Raw genomic sequence first — 16176 nt, 5'->3', positions numbered from 1 at the left:
CGAAGGGACATTAGAACACTCATGCAAAATCTGCTCAGTGGATTGCAGACACCAGTGGTCATTGGCGTGATCGTGGTGGTTGTGCTTGTACTTGTTGCGGTGCTGATACTGATGCGACGCAGGCGTATAGCCGCAGCACCTGATGAGCAAGTAGCCCCTCCCGAGCTCGGGCCGCCGGTTGATTATACGGCTGTGCCGCTTGATGAAGAACCAAAGGGTTGGCGTGATCGGTTTGCGCGTCTCTCACCAGCCGGTAAAATACTCTTGCTACTCGTGCCTCTTCTCGTCATCCTTGGTCTGCTGGCGCTGATTTTGCTGCTCTTACCTGGCGGCTCCCAGACCGCACTGCCGCCCACGCCGGTGCCGGTCACCCTAGTGGTGCGGAGTGCCTCGGTAGTACGCGCCGAGCCGCTGACGGTCGTGGTTGTTGGCGAAACGACGGGGATTGATGATGGCATCCTCATTCAGGCTGAGATGCGTGAAGATGGTGAAGCTTTTGGCTGGTTCAATCCTGAGCAAGCGAGCGGTGCCATCCGGCGCAATCGGGTCGAATTGACGATCCAACGCGCCCCCGAGGCCCCGCAACCGGTCGAGGGACGCAGCTATACCGTCGTTCTGCTCACCGCTGAAGGCCTCGTCAGCGAACCAGGCGAGTTGCTGACCCCTGAGATTAGCGGGATTGCCGACAGTTTCTTTGGGCGCACGGTGGCGACCCCACCGACACCAGTGCCCACCGCGACACCGGCACCAACGGCCACCCCCGAAACTGAGGCAACGCCAGAACCTGAACCTGAACCCGAGGCAACGCCAGAGCCTGAACTACCAACAGGGCTTCCGGTAGGGGTTACGAATGGTGGCAATGTGCGGCGCTTGCCCGCGCTTGCCGATAATGTCATTGGGGGCGTCAACGGAGGTGAGCAGGTGCAACTGCTCGAACGAACGCCCAATGGTGCGTGGTATCGCGTGCGTACCGAACGCGATGAGGTTGGCTGGGTTTCGGCAACCCTGCTCAATGTGCCATCTGGCACCGACGTGCCGGTCGCCAATGTTGTCTCGGTCTTTGTTGATGGTGCGGTCTATGCCGAGGCCATTACGTCGAGCGCCGTGGTGGATCAGGTCACCCGCAACGAAGTGGTAGCACTGACACGGAAAACAGCCGCAGGCGACTGGTACGAGGTGACAACCCTACGTGACGTCTCAGGCTGGGTGGCGGCAAATCTGCTGGGCATTCCCGATGAGGTAGCAGCGGCGGTGCCAGTTGTTGAATAGGATGTATGACCTGAACAGACCACTGCAAGAGGTGCCGCTGCTCTTCCTCGATCTCGAAACGACAGGCCTCAGCCTTGGGGCCGGTCATCGGGTCTGCGAAGTGGCCCTATTGCGCGAAGAGAACGGCCAGGAACAAGAGCGCTTCGCATGCCTGATCGATCCTGGCCGCCCGCTCGATCCTGGATCCGCAGCGGTGAATGGGCTCAATGATGCCGAATTAGCCGAGGCAGCCTCGTTCGCGAGCGTGGCCCCGCAGATCGAAGCTTTTGCCCAAGGGGCGATCCTCGTGGCGCATAACCTCGCCTTTGATCGCGCCTTCCTGAGCTTCGAGATGGCCCAGATCGGGCGGCCAGTCCTCAATGGGCCAGGGATCGACACGCTGCCTCTGGCCCGTCGCCTCTTGCGGCGCCCTTCGTATGGGCTCAAGGCGCTGACAATCGCCTTGCAGCTACCAATGCCGACCCATCGGGCAATGGACGATGTCATTGCCCTGCGTGCGCTCTTTCACCACCTCCGTGGCTTGATGGAGGCCGAGGGTATCACCACCTTGAGTGATACGTTCAGGCTCGAACGCGGCTTGCGGCCCGAAACCCCCGAGCCTGAAGTGCCACCAGTGATCGCGCAAGCCCTCGCCGAACAGCGCCCCCTGCGCATTGTCTATCGCTCGATGAGCACCCCCGAGCCGACGGCACGCACGGTGCGTCCGATCTACCTGAGCCAGGAGCCGAATGGGCTCTATTTGCGCGCCTTCTGTGAATTGCGGCAAAATGTGCGCACGTTTGCTATCACCAAAATTGAAGCGGCTGAACTGCTTGATTGACAGCGCCCAAGGGGTAAGGTATACTTTCACCCGAGTGACCCTGTAGCTTAATTGGATAGAGCGTCAGCCTCCGGAGCTGAAGGTTGTTGGTTCGAGCCCAATCAGGGTCGCCAGTTTTACATCGTTTTCCCCCAACACAACGCAGACCAGACGCACAGATGCACAAAGCGAGGTCATTGATGGCAACGGAAACACCATCGCTCGCTCCATCACCTCCCAGCAATGCCTATACCATCATTGAGCCACCTCATCGTCACACCTGGACAAGCGGTGACCTCCTGGGGGTCTCTCATGACGACCGCTATCAGTACGAACTGATACGAGGGGAGCTGCGACGCATGAGCCCGGCAAGTCATCGTCATGGACGGCTGGAAGTACGGCTCATTGTAGCAATTGGCAAATATCTGGAAGCTCATCCTCTCGGCGAAGTCTTTTCGGGTGACACAGGTTTTGTGCTTGAGGATGCACCATTAACGATTCGCGCCCCCGATGTGGCCTTTGTCGCAGCGGAACGGATTCCCGCAGATGCACCGGCCTTTCTCCCCCTTGCACCGGATCTCGTGATTGAGATCATCTCGCCTTCAGAGACCGCCAGGAGCATTGCCGAAAAAGTGAGTGATTATCTGCGTACTGGCACCCGTCTGCTTTGGCTTGTCTACCCCGAGCAACAGGAAGTCCAAGCGTATGCGCCAGACCAACCCTTCCATATTTATCGCTCAACTGATGCGCTCGATGGGCGTGGCATCTTGCCAGGCTTTCACTATCTGCTACGCGATCTGTTTGCGTGATGAATCCTAACTGGACACAAAAACACGCCAGCGATGCTTGCGTGTTTTTGCGTCCACCTAAAGCTATGGTTTAGCCGAAACGGCCCGAGATATACTGCTCGGTACGTTCGTCTTTGGGGCTCTGGAAGATCTGCTCGGTGGGACCATATTCGACAATCTGGCCGGCCCGGTCTTCTTTATCCATCAGGAAAAAGACCGTATTATCTGAAGCGCGCGCGGCCTGCTGCATGTTATGCGTGACAATGACAATCGAGTAGCGCTGGCGCAACTCGAACATCAACTCCTCGATCTTCAGGGTCGAGATCGGGTCAAGCGCCGAGCAGGGCTCATCCATCAGGATCACCTCGGGCTCGACGGCGAGCGCGCGCGCAATGCAAAGGCGCTGCTGCTGCCCACCCGAAATCGCCAGGCCACTCTTCTTCAGATCATCCTTGACTTCATCCCAAAGGACAGCCCCACGCAGCGCCCGCTCGACCAGTTCGTCCATTTCGGCTTTCGAACCCTTCCAGCCATTGACGCGCGGACCATAGGCGATATTATCGTAGATCGACTTGGGGAACGGATTAGCCTTCTGGAAGACCATGCCAATGCTGCGGCGCACCTGGACAGCGTCAATGTCGGGGTCATAGAGATTCTGCCCACGATAGAGCACCTCACCCTCGGTGCGTGCCCCAGCGATTAGATCGTTCATCCGGTTGAGCGAGCGCAACACGGTGCTCTTGCCGCATCCTGACGGGCCAATGAGCGCCGTAATCTTGTTGCGCTCCATGCCAAAGCTGCAATTTTTCACCGCACGAAAGGCGCTGTAATAGATATCGACATTACGAACCTCAAGCGCGTATTTGGTATCGGCAGTGTACTGTGGGTCAATTGCCTTCATCGCCATAGTTAGGACACCCTCCTAGAGCGCAGATAATTTCTGAGCAGAATTGCCGTGGCATTCAGCGAAAGCAGCAAAATCAACAACGTAATAATCGCTGCCGCCGCAATCGCCCGAAACTCATCCTGAGGTCGCGAGGTCCAGTTATAGATCTGGATTGGCAACACGGTAAACTTCGAAAAGATACTAGTCGGATCGGTAACAATGAAGGTTGAGGCTCCCACGACAATCAGAGGGGCCGTTTCACCAATCGCCCGTGAAATTGCGAGGATCGTGCCGGTCAGAATACCGGGGAGCGCATTGGGCAACACAATCTTCCAGATCGTCTGCCACTTGGTCGCCCCGAGGCCGAGGCTCGCCTGGCGCAGCGTGCTTGGCACGGCCTTGATCGCCTCTTGCGAACTGATGATCACGACCGGAAGCACCAGCAGCGACATCGTCAGGGCTGCCGAAATGATCGTGCGCCCGTTGGCCGTTGTCCCTTCATTGGCCCCAAAAAAACTACCGCTCGTAAAGGCCTCGAGCGCACGGACAAAGATCGCTAACCCGAGCATGCCATAGATAATCGATGGCACCCCAGAAAGATTATAGATATTGGTACTGATAATACTGGTACTACGCTCGATGACGCGGTTGAAGAAGCGACCAACAGGTTTGCGCTCATCAAAGATCTTATCGCTTTGATACTCCTCAAGGTAGATCGCCGCACCGAGACCAAGGGGAAACGAGATCAGAATAGTCAGCACCAGCAACCAGAGTGTCCCGAGCAGGGCTGTGCGCACCCCGGCAAAGATCGGGTTGCTCGACATCGGATTCACGATGAAATCCCAACGCAACCAACTCTTGAACTCCAACTCGGCGCGGGGGAAATCCTGGGCCAGTTGTGCTTCAATCTCAGCCCGGTTGAAGAGGTAGTCATACAGACTAAACGTCGCTACAACCTCGGGCTTGATAATTTCGAACAGGATAACCTCGATCAGGTTTTCGGCATCGCGTTCAGCAAGCGGCTGTTCGCGATTGAGATTGCGTAAGACACGGGAACGCAGATTTTCCTCAAGAATAGCGACCAGTTCAGGTTGCGCCAACTCTTCCAATTCCCGTCCACCGGTCAATGCCTCAACCTCAACAGCCTCTTGCACCGCAATGCCGCCAAAGGCATCATTGACAATATTCCAGGCCAGCAGCAGCAGAACGAGCAGGCCCACAAAGACACTAAAGAGCAGGCTAGCCTGCCAGAGTTTGCCACGTTGCTGACGCGAGGCAACATTTTGCTTGACCTCTTCACCTTGCGGCAGGCGTCCAGTTGACGCAGACAGCGGAGTCAATGGTTCAGCACTCATTATTCGTAAACCTCCCGGAAGCGCCGCACGATCATACGGCTGACAATGTTCAAGGTCAGCGTCATAAAGAAGAGCACCAGGCCAATGGCAAAGATGCTATTGTAGTCAATCGTCTGATAGCTCAGGTCGCCACCTGAAATACGAGCAATATGGCCGGTCATTGTCTCAGCCGGGAGAAAGGGATTGAAGGTAAACTGGGGGCTTGCGCCAGCCGCAAGGGCGACGACCATCGTCTCGCCAATCGCCCGCGACATTGCCACAATGCTCGCCGCGACAATGCCTGAGAAAGCGGCGGGCACAACCACCCGAATGGCCGTCTCCCACTTGGTTGCCCCAAGACCAAGACTCGCCTGACGCAAGCCACTCGGCACGGCACTGAGCGCATCTTCACTCAGCGTCGCGATAATCGGCGTAATGAGAATGCCAACAACTAGACCGGCCGACATGACATTGTAAATCTGGACAACATCACGCCCAAAGATTTCGCGGAGCCAGGGGGTAACAAAAGTGAGCGCAAAGAAGCCATAGACCACGGTAGGAATACCAGCCAGCAACTCGATGACCGGCTTGAGGAAGGCCCGCACACGCTCAGAGGCATATTCGGCCATATAGATCGCCATCGCCAGGCCCAGCGGAATCGCGACCATCAACGCAATAATCGTCACCATCATGGTCGAATTGACGAGGGGTAAAATGCCAAATTCACCAATGACCGGCTGCCAGACCGTGTTGGTAAAAAATTCAACCAGACTCACTTCGTCGCTGGCAAAGAAGCGCAGCGACTCCTGCCCAAGTACGTACACAATGCCGATAGTTGTAAAAATAGATATAAATCCACATGCGTAGAGTATTGTTTGAATAATTGTTTCGCCAATACGCGGACGTTTACGCAGGTCGACCTGTTTGACCGCATCCCCGGCAAGTGCCGCTCGCGGATCTGAGTTGACGCGGAGCTGATCCGCCATGCAATCCTCCTTGGTAAGCCGATTACCGCTGCTGCGAAGCTGTCTGAAAAGCCTTCGTACGAGCTGTATTATAAACCGGGTTGCCTATCTTTTGTTTTATATCAATTCAAACTGATGTATTCTTAAGCCCTGAAATTACATGGAGGGGCGAGTAGCCCCTCCATACCCGTTACGTTTGGTATCCTCGACGAAGGTCACATCTGGACAAACTACTAGTTCGCCTCAAGCCAGTTCGTCTTGGCAGCGTTGATTGCACGGACACTGGCGGGGAAGTAGCCGACATCAACGACCTCATCACCAACGAAGGTAAGGTAGTAGTTGATAAAGGCGGCCACCTGAGGCTTCTCGGCCATGATGTTGGCCGCCGAGAAGATGAAGAGCGGACGGGCCAGCGGATAGCTGCCATCCTCGGTGCTCTCGGCAGTCGGCTCGACCCCATCGATATCGAGAATATTCAGCCGACTCGCATTCTCTTCGTAGTAGGCGTAGCCAAAGAAGCCAATCGCATACGGGCTACCCAGGATGCCCTGCACCAGCACGTTGTCATCCTCGCTCAACTGCGTATTGCTGGCACTCAACATCACGGCCGGGTCTTCCTCAAAGACTTCTTCCACAAAGTAGTCAAAGGTGCCACTATCGGTACCCGGAATGAAGCGCTGGATGGGCTCGTTCGGCCAACTCGGGTTCACGTCTGACCAGTTGGTTGCGGTACCAAAGATCGCGGCCAGTTCCTCGACCGTGGCATTGGTGATGAAATCGTTCTCGGTCGAGACGACCACGGCCAGTGCATCGGTGCCAACGCGGAACTCGAGGGCCGGGCGGCCACTCGTCTCACAGGCAGCCAGTTCAGTGTCACGGATCGGCCGCGAGGCATTGGCAATATCGCTTTCAGCTGCGGTGCAGAAGCGCTCGTAGCCCGCCCCCGAGCCAATGCTGTCAATCGTGATCTGGCCGGTGAAGCCATCTTCGATGAACAACTCGGCCATCCGCTCGGTCAGCGGGAAGACCGTCGACGAACCGGCGATGATAATGTCGCCACTGTAATCGGCCGGATTCACTTCGGGCAGCGCGATTGGCTCAACCTCGCCACCAGTTGCCTGAAGCCAGCGGTTCTTGGCGGCATTAATGGCGTTCACGCTCGCGGGGAAGTAGCCGACATCAATAACCTCATCACCAACGAAGGTGAGGTAGTAGTTGATAAAGGCGGCCACCTGAGGCTTCTCGGCCATGATGTTGGCCGCCGAGAAGATGAAGAGCGGACGGGCCAGCGGATAGCTGCCATCCTCGGTGCTCTCGGCAGTCGGCTCGACCCCATCGATATCGAGAATATTCAGCCGACTCGCATTCTCTTCGTAGTAGGCGTAGCCAAAGAAGCCAATCGCATACGGGCTACCCAGGATGCCCTGCACCAGCACGTTGTCATCCTCGCTCAACTGCGTATTGCTGGCACTCAACATCACGGCCGGGTCTTCCTCAAAGACTTCTTCCACAAAGTAGTCAAAGGTGCCACTATCGGTACCCGGAATGAAGCGCTGGATGGGCTCGTTCGGCCAACTCGGGTTCACGTCTGACCAGTTGGTTGCGGTACCAAAGATCGCGGCCAGTTCCTCGACCGTGGCATTGGTGATGAAATCGTTCTCGGTCGAGACGACCACGGCCAGTGCATCGGTGCCAACGCGGAACTCGAGGGCCGGGCGGCCACTCGTCTCACAGGCAGCCAGTTCAGTGTCACGGATCGGCCGCGAGGCATTGGCAATATCGCTTTCAGCTGCGGTGCAGAAGCGCTCGTAGCCCGCCCCCGAGCCAATGCTGTCAATCGTGATCTGGCCGGTGAAGCCATCTTCGATGAACAACTCGGCCATCCGCTCGGTCAGCGGGAAGACCGTCGACGAACCGGCGATGATAATGTCGCCACTGTAATCGGCCGGATTCACTTCGGGCAACTCAATAACATCGCCCGCTGGTGGGGTCGTCGGCTCGGGGGCAACCGTTGGCTCAGCTGTTGGCTCAGCCGTTGGCGCGGGAACGGCCGTTGGTTCGGGCACCGCTGTCGCGGCGGGGGCATCTGTCGCCTGCGCAACTGGGGCGTCGGTAGGGGTTGCCGCAGGGGCACCACCACAGGCAACCAGAATCGGCAGTAGCAGGGCCAACATCATAAAAAGCGGCATAAGGCGTCTGAAATTCGGGGCCATACTTGTCAATCCTCCTGATTGAACGAGACACACAGGTGGGTCACAAGTTACAAGTCACACCAAAAACCAGGATGAGCGAGATTCATCCTAGTCAACACGTCTTGGTGGGTTCATATAGCTTGATCCTGCAAACTGTGACACCGCAGCCATTCTACGCTGCCTCTGTTAAGGCGCCAGAGAGATTTTATTAAGAGGGTGTTAAGAATCTGGTAAGTGAAGCGCGAGATTCAGTGGATGTCCTTTAACTCTTCATAAACAACAATTGTTGCAGGAACGGTTATAATGCAACCGCGTGCGCGATCGCCACGCATCGATTCCGGCTTTTGAGGAAAGCGTATGCACTCTTCTTCTGCGCGTTCGGCGAGGATGGAGCCAATCGCGATTATCGGTTTGGCTTCGTTCTTCCCCCAGGCGCATGATGTGACCACCTATTGGGATAATATCCTGCGCGAACGTGATAGCATCACGGATGTGCCTCCCTCGCGTTGGAAGTTGGAGGATTATTACGATCCTGACCCGACAGTTCCCGACAAGACCTATTCGCGCCGGGGCGGTTTTTTACCTGACCTTGATTTTAACCCCCTCGAATTTGGCCTGCCACCCAATATTCTCGAAGTGACGGATGTCTCGCAGTTGCTGGCCCTGGTTGCCGCGCGTCAGGCGTTTGACGATGCTGGCTATGGTGAGGGGCGCGGCTACGATTTCGGGCGTACCGGGGTGGTGCTCGGCATTGGCGGTGGGCAAAAATTAATGACGCCACTGATCGCGCGCCTGCAATACCCTGTCTGGGAACGGGCCTTGCGCAGTTGCGGGCTGGGCGATGAGATCATCAACGCGGCGGTTGAGAAGATCAAACTGGCCTATATTCGGTGGGAAGAGAATTCGTTCCCAGGGATGCTCGGCAATGTGATTGCCGGGCGGATCGCTAATCGTTTTGACCTGGGTGGCATCAATTGTGTCACCGATGCGGCCTGTGCGTCGTCACTCAGTGCGTTGCAGATGGCGATCAGTGAACTGAGTGCACATCGTTGCGATATGATGCTGACCGGTGGGGTGGATACCGATAATTCACCTTTTATGTACCTCTGTTTTAGCAAAACCCCGGCTTTTTCACGCAGCAACATGGTACGGCCATTTGATGCTGCGTCCGACGGGATGATGGTTGGCGAGGGCATCGGGATGCTGGTGCTCAAACGGCTCTCAGATGCCGAGCGCGACGGCGACCGCATCTATGCGCTGATCCGTGGCATCGGGTCGTCAAGCGATGGTCGGTACCGGAGCATTTATGCACCCAGGGCTGAAGGTCAGGTACGGGCGTTGCGCCGTGCGTACGAACTGGCCGAGGTTGATCCTGCGACCGTCGGATTGATCGAAGCCCACGGGACTGGCACGGTCGCCGGCGATCTCTGCGAGGTGACGGCCTTGCGTGAAGTCTTTGGGAGCGCCAACGCTGGCCAGGAGCAGATCGCACTCGGCAGCGTCAAGTCGCAGATCGGCCATACGAAAGCGGCCGCTGGGGCGGCGGGGATGATCAAGGCCACGCTCGCGTTGCACCACAAGGTTCTGCCCCCAACAATCAATGTGATCCAACCCAATCCAAAGTTCGGCCTTGATGGCTCGCCGCTTTATGTCAATACACGCCCGCGCCCGTGGCTGCGCAGGCCCGATGGCGCGCCGCGCCGCGCCGGGGTGAGTGCCTTTGGCTTTGGGGGCACCAATTTTCATGTGGTGCTGGAAGAGTACGAAGCCGAGCAGCAGCAACCCTATCGTATCCACCAGACCGCCCGCGAGATCCTGATCAGTGCGGCCACCCCGGTGGAACTGCTGGCCACCTGCACGAACCTCGCCGAAGCCCTCGCTGGATCAGAAGCCACCCAGGTTTTTGCCGAACTCGCCGAGACAAGTCAGACGATCGTTTTGCCCCCGGCGTATGCCCGCCTCGGCTTTGTTGCCGAACATCCTGGCGAAGCGTGCGAGCAACTCCAGCGGATCATGCCACTCCTGCGCGAGCAACCCGACGCCGAGCGCCTGCAGCATCCACGCGGGGTCTGGTATCAACGCGTTGGGATGGCGACCGAGGGGCGGGTTGTGGCGCTCTTTCCGGGGCAAGGTTCGCAGTACCGCGAGATGGGGCGCGAGGTCATGCTCAACTTTCCGCTGTTGCGCACGCTCCTTGGCGAAGCGAATGCAGCGGGAGGCGCGGTACGCCCGTCGCTAGCCGAGGTTCTTTTTCCTTCCCCGGTCTTTACCCCCCAGGAAGAGGCGCGTCAAGATGCCCAGTTGCAGCAGACGGCCTACGCCCAACCAGCCATTGGTGCGGTGAGTGCCGGCTTGTTTCGGCTGCTACGCGAGGCTGGCTTGCGGCCCGCGTTTGCGGCGGGGCATAGCTTTGGCGAACTGACCGCCCTCTGGGCAGCGGGGGCGCTTGACGATGCGGCGTTCTTCAGGCTGATGCATGCCCGTGGACGCGCCATGGCGCCGCCTGATGATCCATCGTTTGATGCCGGCACGATGCTGGCCGTTGCCGCCGATATCGCAGTCGTGCAAGGCTTGATAGCACAGGTGCCCGGGGTGATGATCGCCAATCTCAACGCACGCGACCAGGTTGTGCTCGCTGGCCCTCATGCGGCGATCGCCCAGGTGCATCAACTTGCCCAGGCCGCAGGACACACCGCCACGCTCTTGCCCGTCGCAGCAGCGTTTCACACGCCCCTGGTGAGCCATGCGCATGGGCCATTTAGCCAGGCCATTCGCAAAACCGCGTTCAACCCACCCCAGATCCCGGTCTACGCGAATGCGACAGCGCAACCCTACCCCCATCAACCCGAGGCAATGCAGGCGATGCTCGCCGACCAGTTGCTGCAACCGGTCTACTTCTTACAGCAGATCGAACAGATCTACGCGGCTGGAGGCACCATCTTTGTAGAATGTGGCCCGCGCAACATCCTTACCAATCTGGTCAAGACGATCCTGCATGATCGGCCCCATGTCGCAATTGCGCTGAACCCACAGCGGAAACAGGACAGCGACCGTCAACTCCGCGAGGCCGCCGTGCAACTGCGCGTCCTCGGGGTGCCAATGCGCGGGATTGACGGGTACCAACGGCCACCAGCGCCAACGCCTGTGGGCAAACGCAAAGGGCTACGGGTGCGCCTGAGTGGCGCGAGCTATGTCAGTGAGGCGACGCGCACCGCGTTTGAGAACGCCGTTGCCCACGTGACGCCTGTCGCAGCGGAAAAGGCAACCGCAACGAAGCCCCTGCTCCAGACAGAACAACCGGTATCAGCTTATCCTAACGGTATAGGAATGCAAACAGATATACAGATGAACCCTCAGTCGCTTTCACAGAACGGTTCGCACGAACAAAACACGCTTGCCCCTGGCGATCTTGTGGCACGTTTGTTGAACCATCAACGCGATCTGCTTCAGGTTCACCAGCAATTTCTCAACTATCAATTGGATTACACCCGGCTCTTGCTCCAGGCACCTGAGCAGAAGACCCCACAGACCCAGGAAGATCTCGCGGCGATCCACGCCATGCAACGTGAAACCTTGCGCATCCACGAGCAATTCCTCGCCCAACAGTCGGCCTATGCGAACGGATTGCTCGGGCTGATTGAGCACGTAAGCGGCAATGCGCCGCCCCCCGCACCGCCCCCCACCCCGGCCCTCCCCCACCAGGGGGGAGGGAGTGGGGTGCCCCCCACCCCGGCCCTCCCCCACGCGGGGACGCCGCCCCCCACCCCGGCCCTCCCCCACGCGGGGGGAGGGAGTGTGGTGCTCCCCGCCCCGGCCCTCGGAGGGAGTGCCCTGCCTGCGCCGGCCTTTGCGCCGCCGGTGCCGCCACCGGCTGCGGTTGCCCCTGCGCCGGCCTTTGCGCCGCCAGTGCCACCACCGACGGCTGTTGCTCCTGCGCCGGCCTTTGCGCCGCCAGTGCCACCACCGACGGCTGTTGCTCCTGCGCCGGCCTTTGCGCCGCCAGTGCCGCCACCGACGGCTGTTGCTCCTGCGCCGGCCTTTACGCCGCCGGTGTCGCCACCAACGGCTGTTGCAGCACCCGAGGCCAAGAAGGCGGCAAGCCCGGCACCGACGCTTAGTCCGGAACTCATTGAGGGGTTGCTGACTGTCGTGAGTGAGAAGACCGGGTATCCTTACGAGACGCTCGAACTCGCGATGGATATGGAGTCCGACCTCGGCATTGATTCGATCAAGCGGGTTGATATTCTTGGCACGATGCAGAGCCGGTTTGCGCTGCCGCGTCTGGCACCTGAGGAACTTGCTGAGTTGCGCACCCTTGGGCAGGTTGTCGAGCACCTGCATCAGACGGCGCGTGGGAGTGTCCCCCCCACCCCGGCCCTCCCCCACGCGGGGGGAGGGAGTGTGGTCCCCCCCACCCCGGCCCTCCCCCACCAGGGGGGAGGGAGTGTGGTGCCCCCCACCCCGGCCCTCCCCCACGCGGGGGGAGGGAGTGCGCTGCCTGCACCGGCCTTTGCGCCGCCGGTGCCACCCCCGGCTGCTGTTGCCCCTGCGCCGGCCTTTGCACCGCCGGTGTCGCCACCAACGGCTGTTGCCCCTGCGCCGGCCTTTGCGCCGCCGGTGTCGCCACCAACGGCTGTTGCACCACCCGAGGCGAAGAAGGGAGCTAGCAACCCGGTACCGACGCTCAGTCCGGAACTCATTGAGGGGTTGCTGACTGTCGTGAGTGAGAAGACCGGGTATCCCTACGAGACGCTCGAACTCGCGATGGATATGGAGTCCGACCTCGGGATCGACTCGATTAAGCGGGTTGATATTCTTGGCACGATGCAGAACCGGTTTGCGCTGCCGCGCCTGGCGCCTGAGGAGCTTGCCGAGTTGCGCACCCTTGGGCAGGTGGTTGAGCACCTGCATCAGACGGTGCGTGGGAGTGTCCCCCCCACCCCGGCCCTCCCCCACGCGGGAGGGAGTGCGCTGCCTGCGCCTGCCTTTGCGCCGCCGGTGCCGCCCCCGGCTGCTGTTGCCCCTGCGCCGGCCTTTGCGCCGCCGGTGTCGCCACCGACGGCTGTTGCCCAGCCCCCCGCCCCGGCCCTCCCTCCACTGGGGGGAGGGAGTGGGACAAGCGGCACCGTTGCGCCGCTTAGTCCGGAACTGATTGAGGGGCTGCTGACTGTCGTGAGTGAGAAGACCGGGTATCCCTACGAGACGCTCGAACTCGCGATGGATATGGAGTCCGACCTCGGGATCGACTCGATTAAGCGGGTTGATATTCTTGGCACGATGCAGAGCCGGTTTGCGCTGCCGCGCCTCGCACCTGAGGAGCTTGCTGAGTTGCGCACCCTTGGGCAGGTGGTTGAGCACCTGCATCAGACGGTGAATGGGAGTACGCCCCCCACCCCGGCCCTCCCCCACGCGGGGGGAGGGAGTGCGCTGCCCGCCCCGGCCCTCAGCGCGGTGCCTGCGCCTGTGCCGACGGTACCCTCTGCGCCGCCACGGTTGGTACAGCTGCCGATGCCTGATATGCTCGAGCTAGCCCCGGTGGATGGCTGGAGTTGTGTGATTACGGATGATGGCAGCAGTGTGCCGGGGATGCTGGCGCAAGCCCTGGCCGAGCGTGGATGGCAACCGGTGGTGCTACGGCTCCCGACGGCAGTTGCAGGTACGCATGCGCCACTGCCGCGTGGCATTGCGCGGGTCGTGCTGCCCGATATGAGTGAAGCGCACCTGAACCAGACCCTGCATGCGCTGGCCGAGAGTTATGGACCGATCTGCGGTCTGATCCACCTGCATCCGCAGGCCGAGCAACCACTGGCCACTGGGCAACTCTTCAGTGCAATTGAGCATCAGCTTGTGCGCCACGTCTTCCTGGCCGCCGGGCAACTCAAAGCCTCGTTGGTCGCAGCAAGTCAGGCAAGCCGGGCCTTCTTTGTGACACTGACGAGACTTGATGGTGAACTGGGCACCAGTATGCGCCAGCCGATCAGTCCGGTCGGTGGTGGTCTCTTTGGGCTGGTCAAGAGCCTGCGGCAAGAGTGGCCGACGGTCTTTTGTCGAGCATTGGACGTGCATCCGGCCTACGAAGCCGAACAGATCGTTGGCCTCGTGCTCGGCGAGATGCATGATCCCGATCAGCGTCTTGTTGAGGTTGGGTATGGGTATCAGGGCCGGGTCACCCTTGGGGCCGATCTTCCCATAGGTGATGTGTGATGATTGACACAGTAACAAGTGTGCCAATTGACTCAACAACAACCTTTCTGGTCAGCGGTGGGGCGCGGGGCATTACGGCGGCATGTGTCATCGGGATGGCACACCGCTTTCGGTGCCAGTTTGTGTTGCTTGGGCGTACGACGCTCACGCCGGTGCCCGCCTGGGTTGAGCCGGGGATGGACGACGCGACGCTCAAGCAACGCATTGCGCATCTGCTGACCAAGCAGGGTGAACGCGCGTTGCCAGCGACGATCCAGCGGATCTGGCGGGAGATCAGGGCGTGCGAAGAGATCGAAGCGACGTTGCAGGCTATCCGTGCGACAGGTGGCACGGCAGTCTATGTGAGCGCCGATGTCACTGATCACGAGGGCCTACGAGCGGCACTGCGTCAGGCGGGCGTCGATCCTGCGAGCATCACCGGGCTCATCCACGGGGCCGGCGCACTCGCCGATAAACGCATCGAGCAAAAGACCGGGGCCGACTTTGACGCCGTCTATGGCCCCAAAATCATGGGGTTGCAGAGTCTGCTCACCGTTCTTCCGCCAGCCCAACTGCGCTACCTTGTGCTCTTCTCTTCGGGGGCTGGCTTCTTTGGCAACCTTGGCCAGACCGATTATGCGCTCGCCAACGAGATCCTCAATAAGGCGGCCTACCAGTTGCAACGCGATCATCCAGCGTGCCGGGTGCTGTCGCTCAACTGGGGGCCGTGGGACGGGGGCATGGTAACACCGGCGATCAAAGCGCTCTTTGCGCAACGGCAGATCGCGGTGATTCCCGTTGATGGCGGCGTCGCGGTACTTGTTGAGCAACTGGCCCGACCCGAGGCGACGGTGCAACTGCTGGTGGGCAGCCCGATGTTGCCGGCACCGGCTCCGCTTGATCAAACGCTGCGGACCTATCGCCTGCACAGGCAGTTGACCGAAACAGCGAATCCCTTCCTGCGCGACCATATGATCGGCCTGCACGCTGTGCTGCCAGCCACTGCTGCAGCAAGTTGGATGAGCGATGGCTGTGCGCAACTCTACCCCGGCTACCATCTGCGCCGGTGCGACGCCTTCCAGGTCTTGAAAGGCATTATCTTTGATGAGCACCTCGCCCCCGCGTATCAACTTGAGTTGCGTGAAACATTCAAGGATGAAACCGAGGGTGTGTTGCGGCTAGATGCCGTGATCGCGAGCAAGACAAGCGCAGGCAAACCACGGTTTCACTATCGTGCGACCATCGAACTTGGGCGAAAACAGCTTGCCCCCCCGGAACCGGGAGTGGTTGGGCCTGGGGAAGATACGTGCATTGACGGCGCACGGCTCTATCGCGATGGCACGCTCTTTCACGGGCCATTGCTGCAGAGCATCCAATGCGTCGTGCCGCAAAACGATGACCGGCTCGTGCTGCGGTGCCAGTTGCCTGCGGTGAGTCTGGCGGCGCAGGGCCAGTTTCGCGCCGAAACCTTCAACGCCTACGTCGCGGACGCGCTCTTGCAGGCCGGGTTGGTCTGGATTCGCCAGCGCCACAATGCGGCCAGCCTGCCGCTCGGCTGGGCCAGGCTTGCACACTACCGGCCGCTTGCGTTTGAGCAGCCGTTCTATCTAACCCTGACACCCTCTGCGAGCAACGAATTGCGCCTGAGTGCCGACATCACCGCCTTTGATGCCGCTGGGCAGGTGCTGCTTGCGATGCACGGGGCCGAATTTGCCGTGAGTCATCAACTCGACCGCCTCTTTGCCTTGCGCAAAGAGTAG

General features: G+C 59.7%; 9 protein-coding genes and 1 tRNA gene. 6 read left to right on the top strand and 4 right to left on the bottom strand.

All coding sequences use genetic code 11. The features are described 5' to 3' along the window. Positions 1-21: 21 nt before the first annotated feature. The 4 genes from EYB53_RS17330 to EYB53_RS17315 all read left to right on the top strand — a co-directional run bounded on the left by EYB53_RS17330 (position 22) and on the right by EYB53_RS17315 (position 2877). Complete coding sequence (locus tag EYB53_RS17330; protein WP_135479673.1) at positions 22-1269, top strand: SH3 domain-containing protein; 1248 nt, start codon at positions 22-24, stop codon at positions 1267-1269. Position 1270: 1 nt separating this feature from the next. Next, on the top strand, positions 1271-2089 hold the full coding sequence (locus EYB53_RS17325; RefSeq protein WP_135479672.1) for an exonuclease domain-containing protein: 819 nt from the start codon (positions 1271-1273) through the stop codon (positions 2087-2089). Between the two features lie 36 nt (positions 2090-2125). Further along, positions 2126-2202: transfer RNA gene (locus EYB53_RS17320), tRNA-Arg, on the top strand. A 66-nt stretch (positions 2203-2268) separates the two neighbouring features. Then, on the top strand, positions 2269-2877 hold the full coding sequence (locus EYB53_RS17315; protein WP_167857456.1) for a Uma2 family endonuclease: 609 nt from the start codon (positions 2269-2271) through the stop codon (positions 2875-2877). 70 nt (positions 2878-2947) lie between these two features. Here EYB53_RS17315 and pstB read toward each other — a convergent pair whose 3' ends face one another. The 4 genes from pstB to EYB53_RS17295 form a co-directional block, all read right to left on the bottom strand. After that, the gene (gene pstB, locus EYB53_RS17310; RefSeq protein WP_371879129.1) at positions 2948-3763 is read right to left on the bottom strand and encodes a phosphate ABC transporter ATP-binding protein PstB; all 816 of its coding nucleotides are present in this window, start codon (positions 3761-3763) and stop codon (positions 2948-2950) included. A 2-nt stretch (positions 3764-3765) separates the two neighbouring features. Continuing rightward, a complete protein-coding gene (gene pstA, locus EYB53_RS17305) occupies positions 3766-5097 on the bottom strand; it encodes a phosphate ABC transporter permease PstA (protein ID WP_135479670.1) in 1332 nt (443 codons plus the stop codon). Next, positions 5097-6062 carry a phosphate ABC transporter permease subunit PstC gene (gene pstC / locus EYB53_RS17300; RefSeq protein ID WP_135479669.1) on the bottom strand — a complete coding sequence of 322 codons (966 nt, stop codon included), beginning with the start codon at positions 6060-6062 and terminating at the stop codon, positions 5097-5099. The genes pstA and pstC overlap by 1 nt, the downstream gene beginning before the upstream one ends. A 212-nt stretch (positions 6063-6274) precedes the next feature. Beyond that, positions 6275-8254 carry a PstS family phosphate ABC transporter substrate-binding protein gene (locus EYB53_RS17295; RefSeq protein WP_135479668.1) on the bottom strand — a complete coding sequence of 660 codons (1980 nt, stop codon included), beginning with the start codon at positions 8252-8254 and terminating at the stop codon, positions 6275-6277. 336 nt (positions 8255-8590) lie between these two features. Between EYB53_RS17295 and EYB53_RS17290 the strand changes: the two genes are divergently transcribed. Together EYB53_RS17290 and EYB53_RS17285 are read left to right on the top strand one after the other, a co-directional pair. Beyond that, positions 8591-14437, top strand: a complete 5847-nt coding sequence (locus EYB53_RS17290) for a type I polyketide synthase (protein ID WP_135479667.1) — start codon at positions 8591-8593, stop codon at positions 14435-14437. Then, a complete protein-coding gene (locus EYB53_RS17285) occupies positions 14437-16176 on the top strand; it encodes an SDR family NAD(P)-dependent oxidoreductase (protein WP_135479666.1) in 1740 nt (579 codons plus the stop codon). Before EYB53_RS17290 ends, EYB53_RS17285 begins: the two co-directional genes overlap by 1 nt.

Origin of the sequence: Candidatus Chloroploca mongolica (genome assembly GCF_004762035.2) — a bacterium.
GTDB lineage: Bacteria > Chloroflexota > Chloroflexia > Chloroflexales > Chloroflexaceae > Chloroploca > Chloroploca mongolica.
This window is presented reverse-complemented; position numbering and strand designations above follow the sequence as displayed.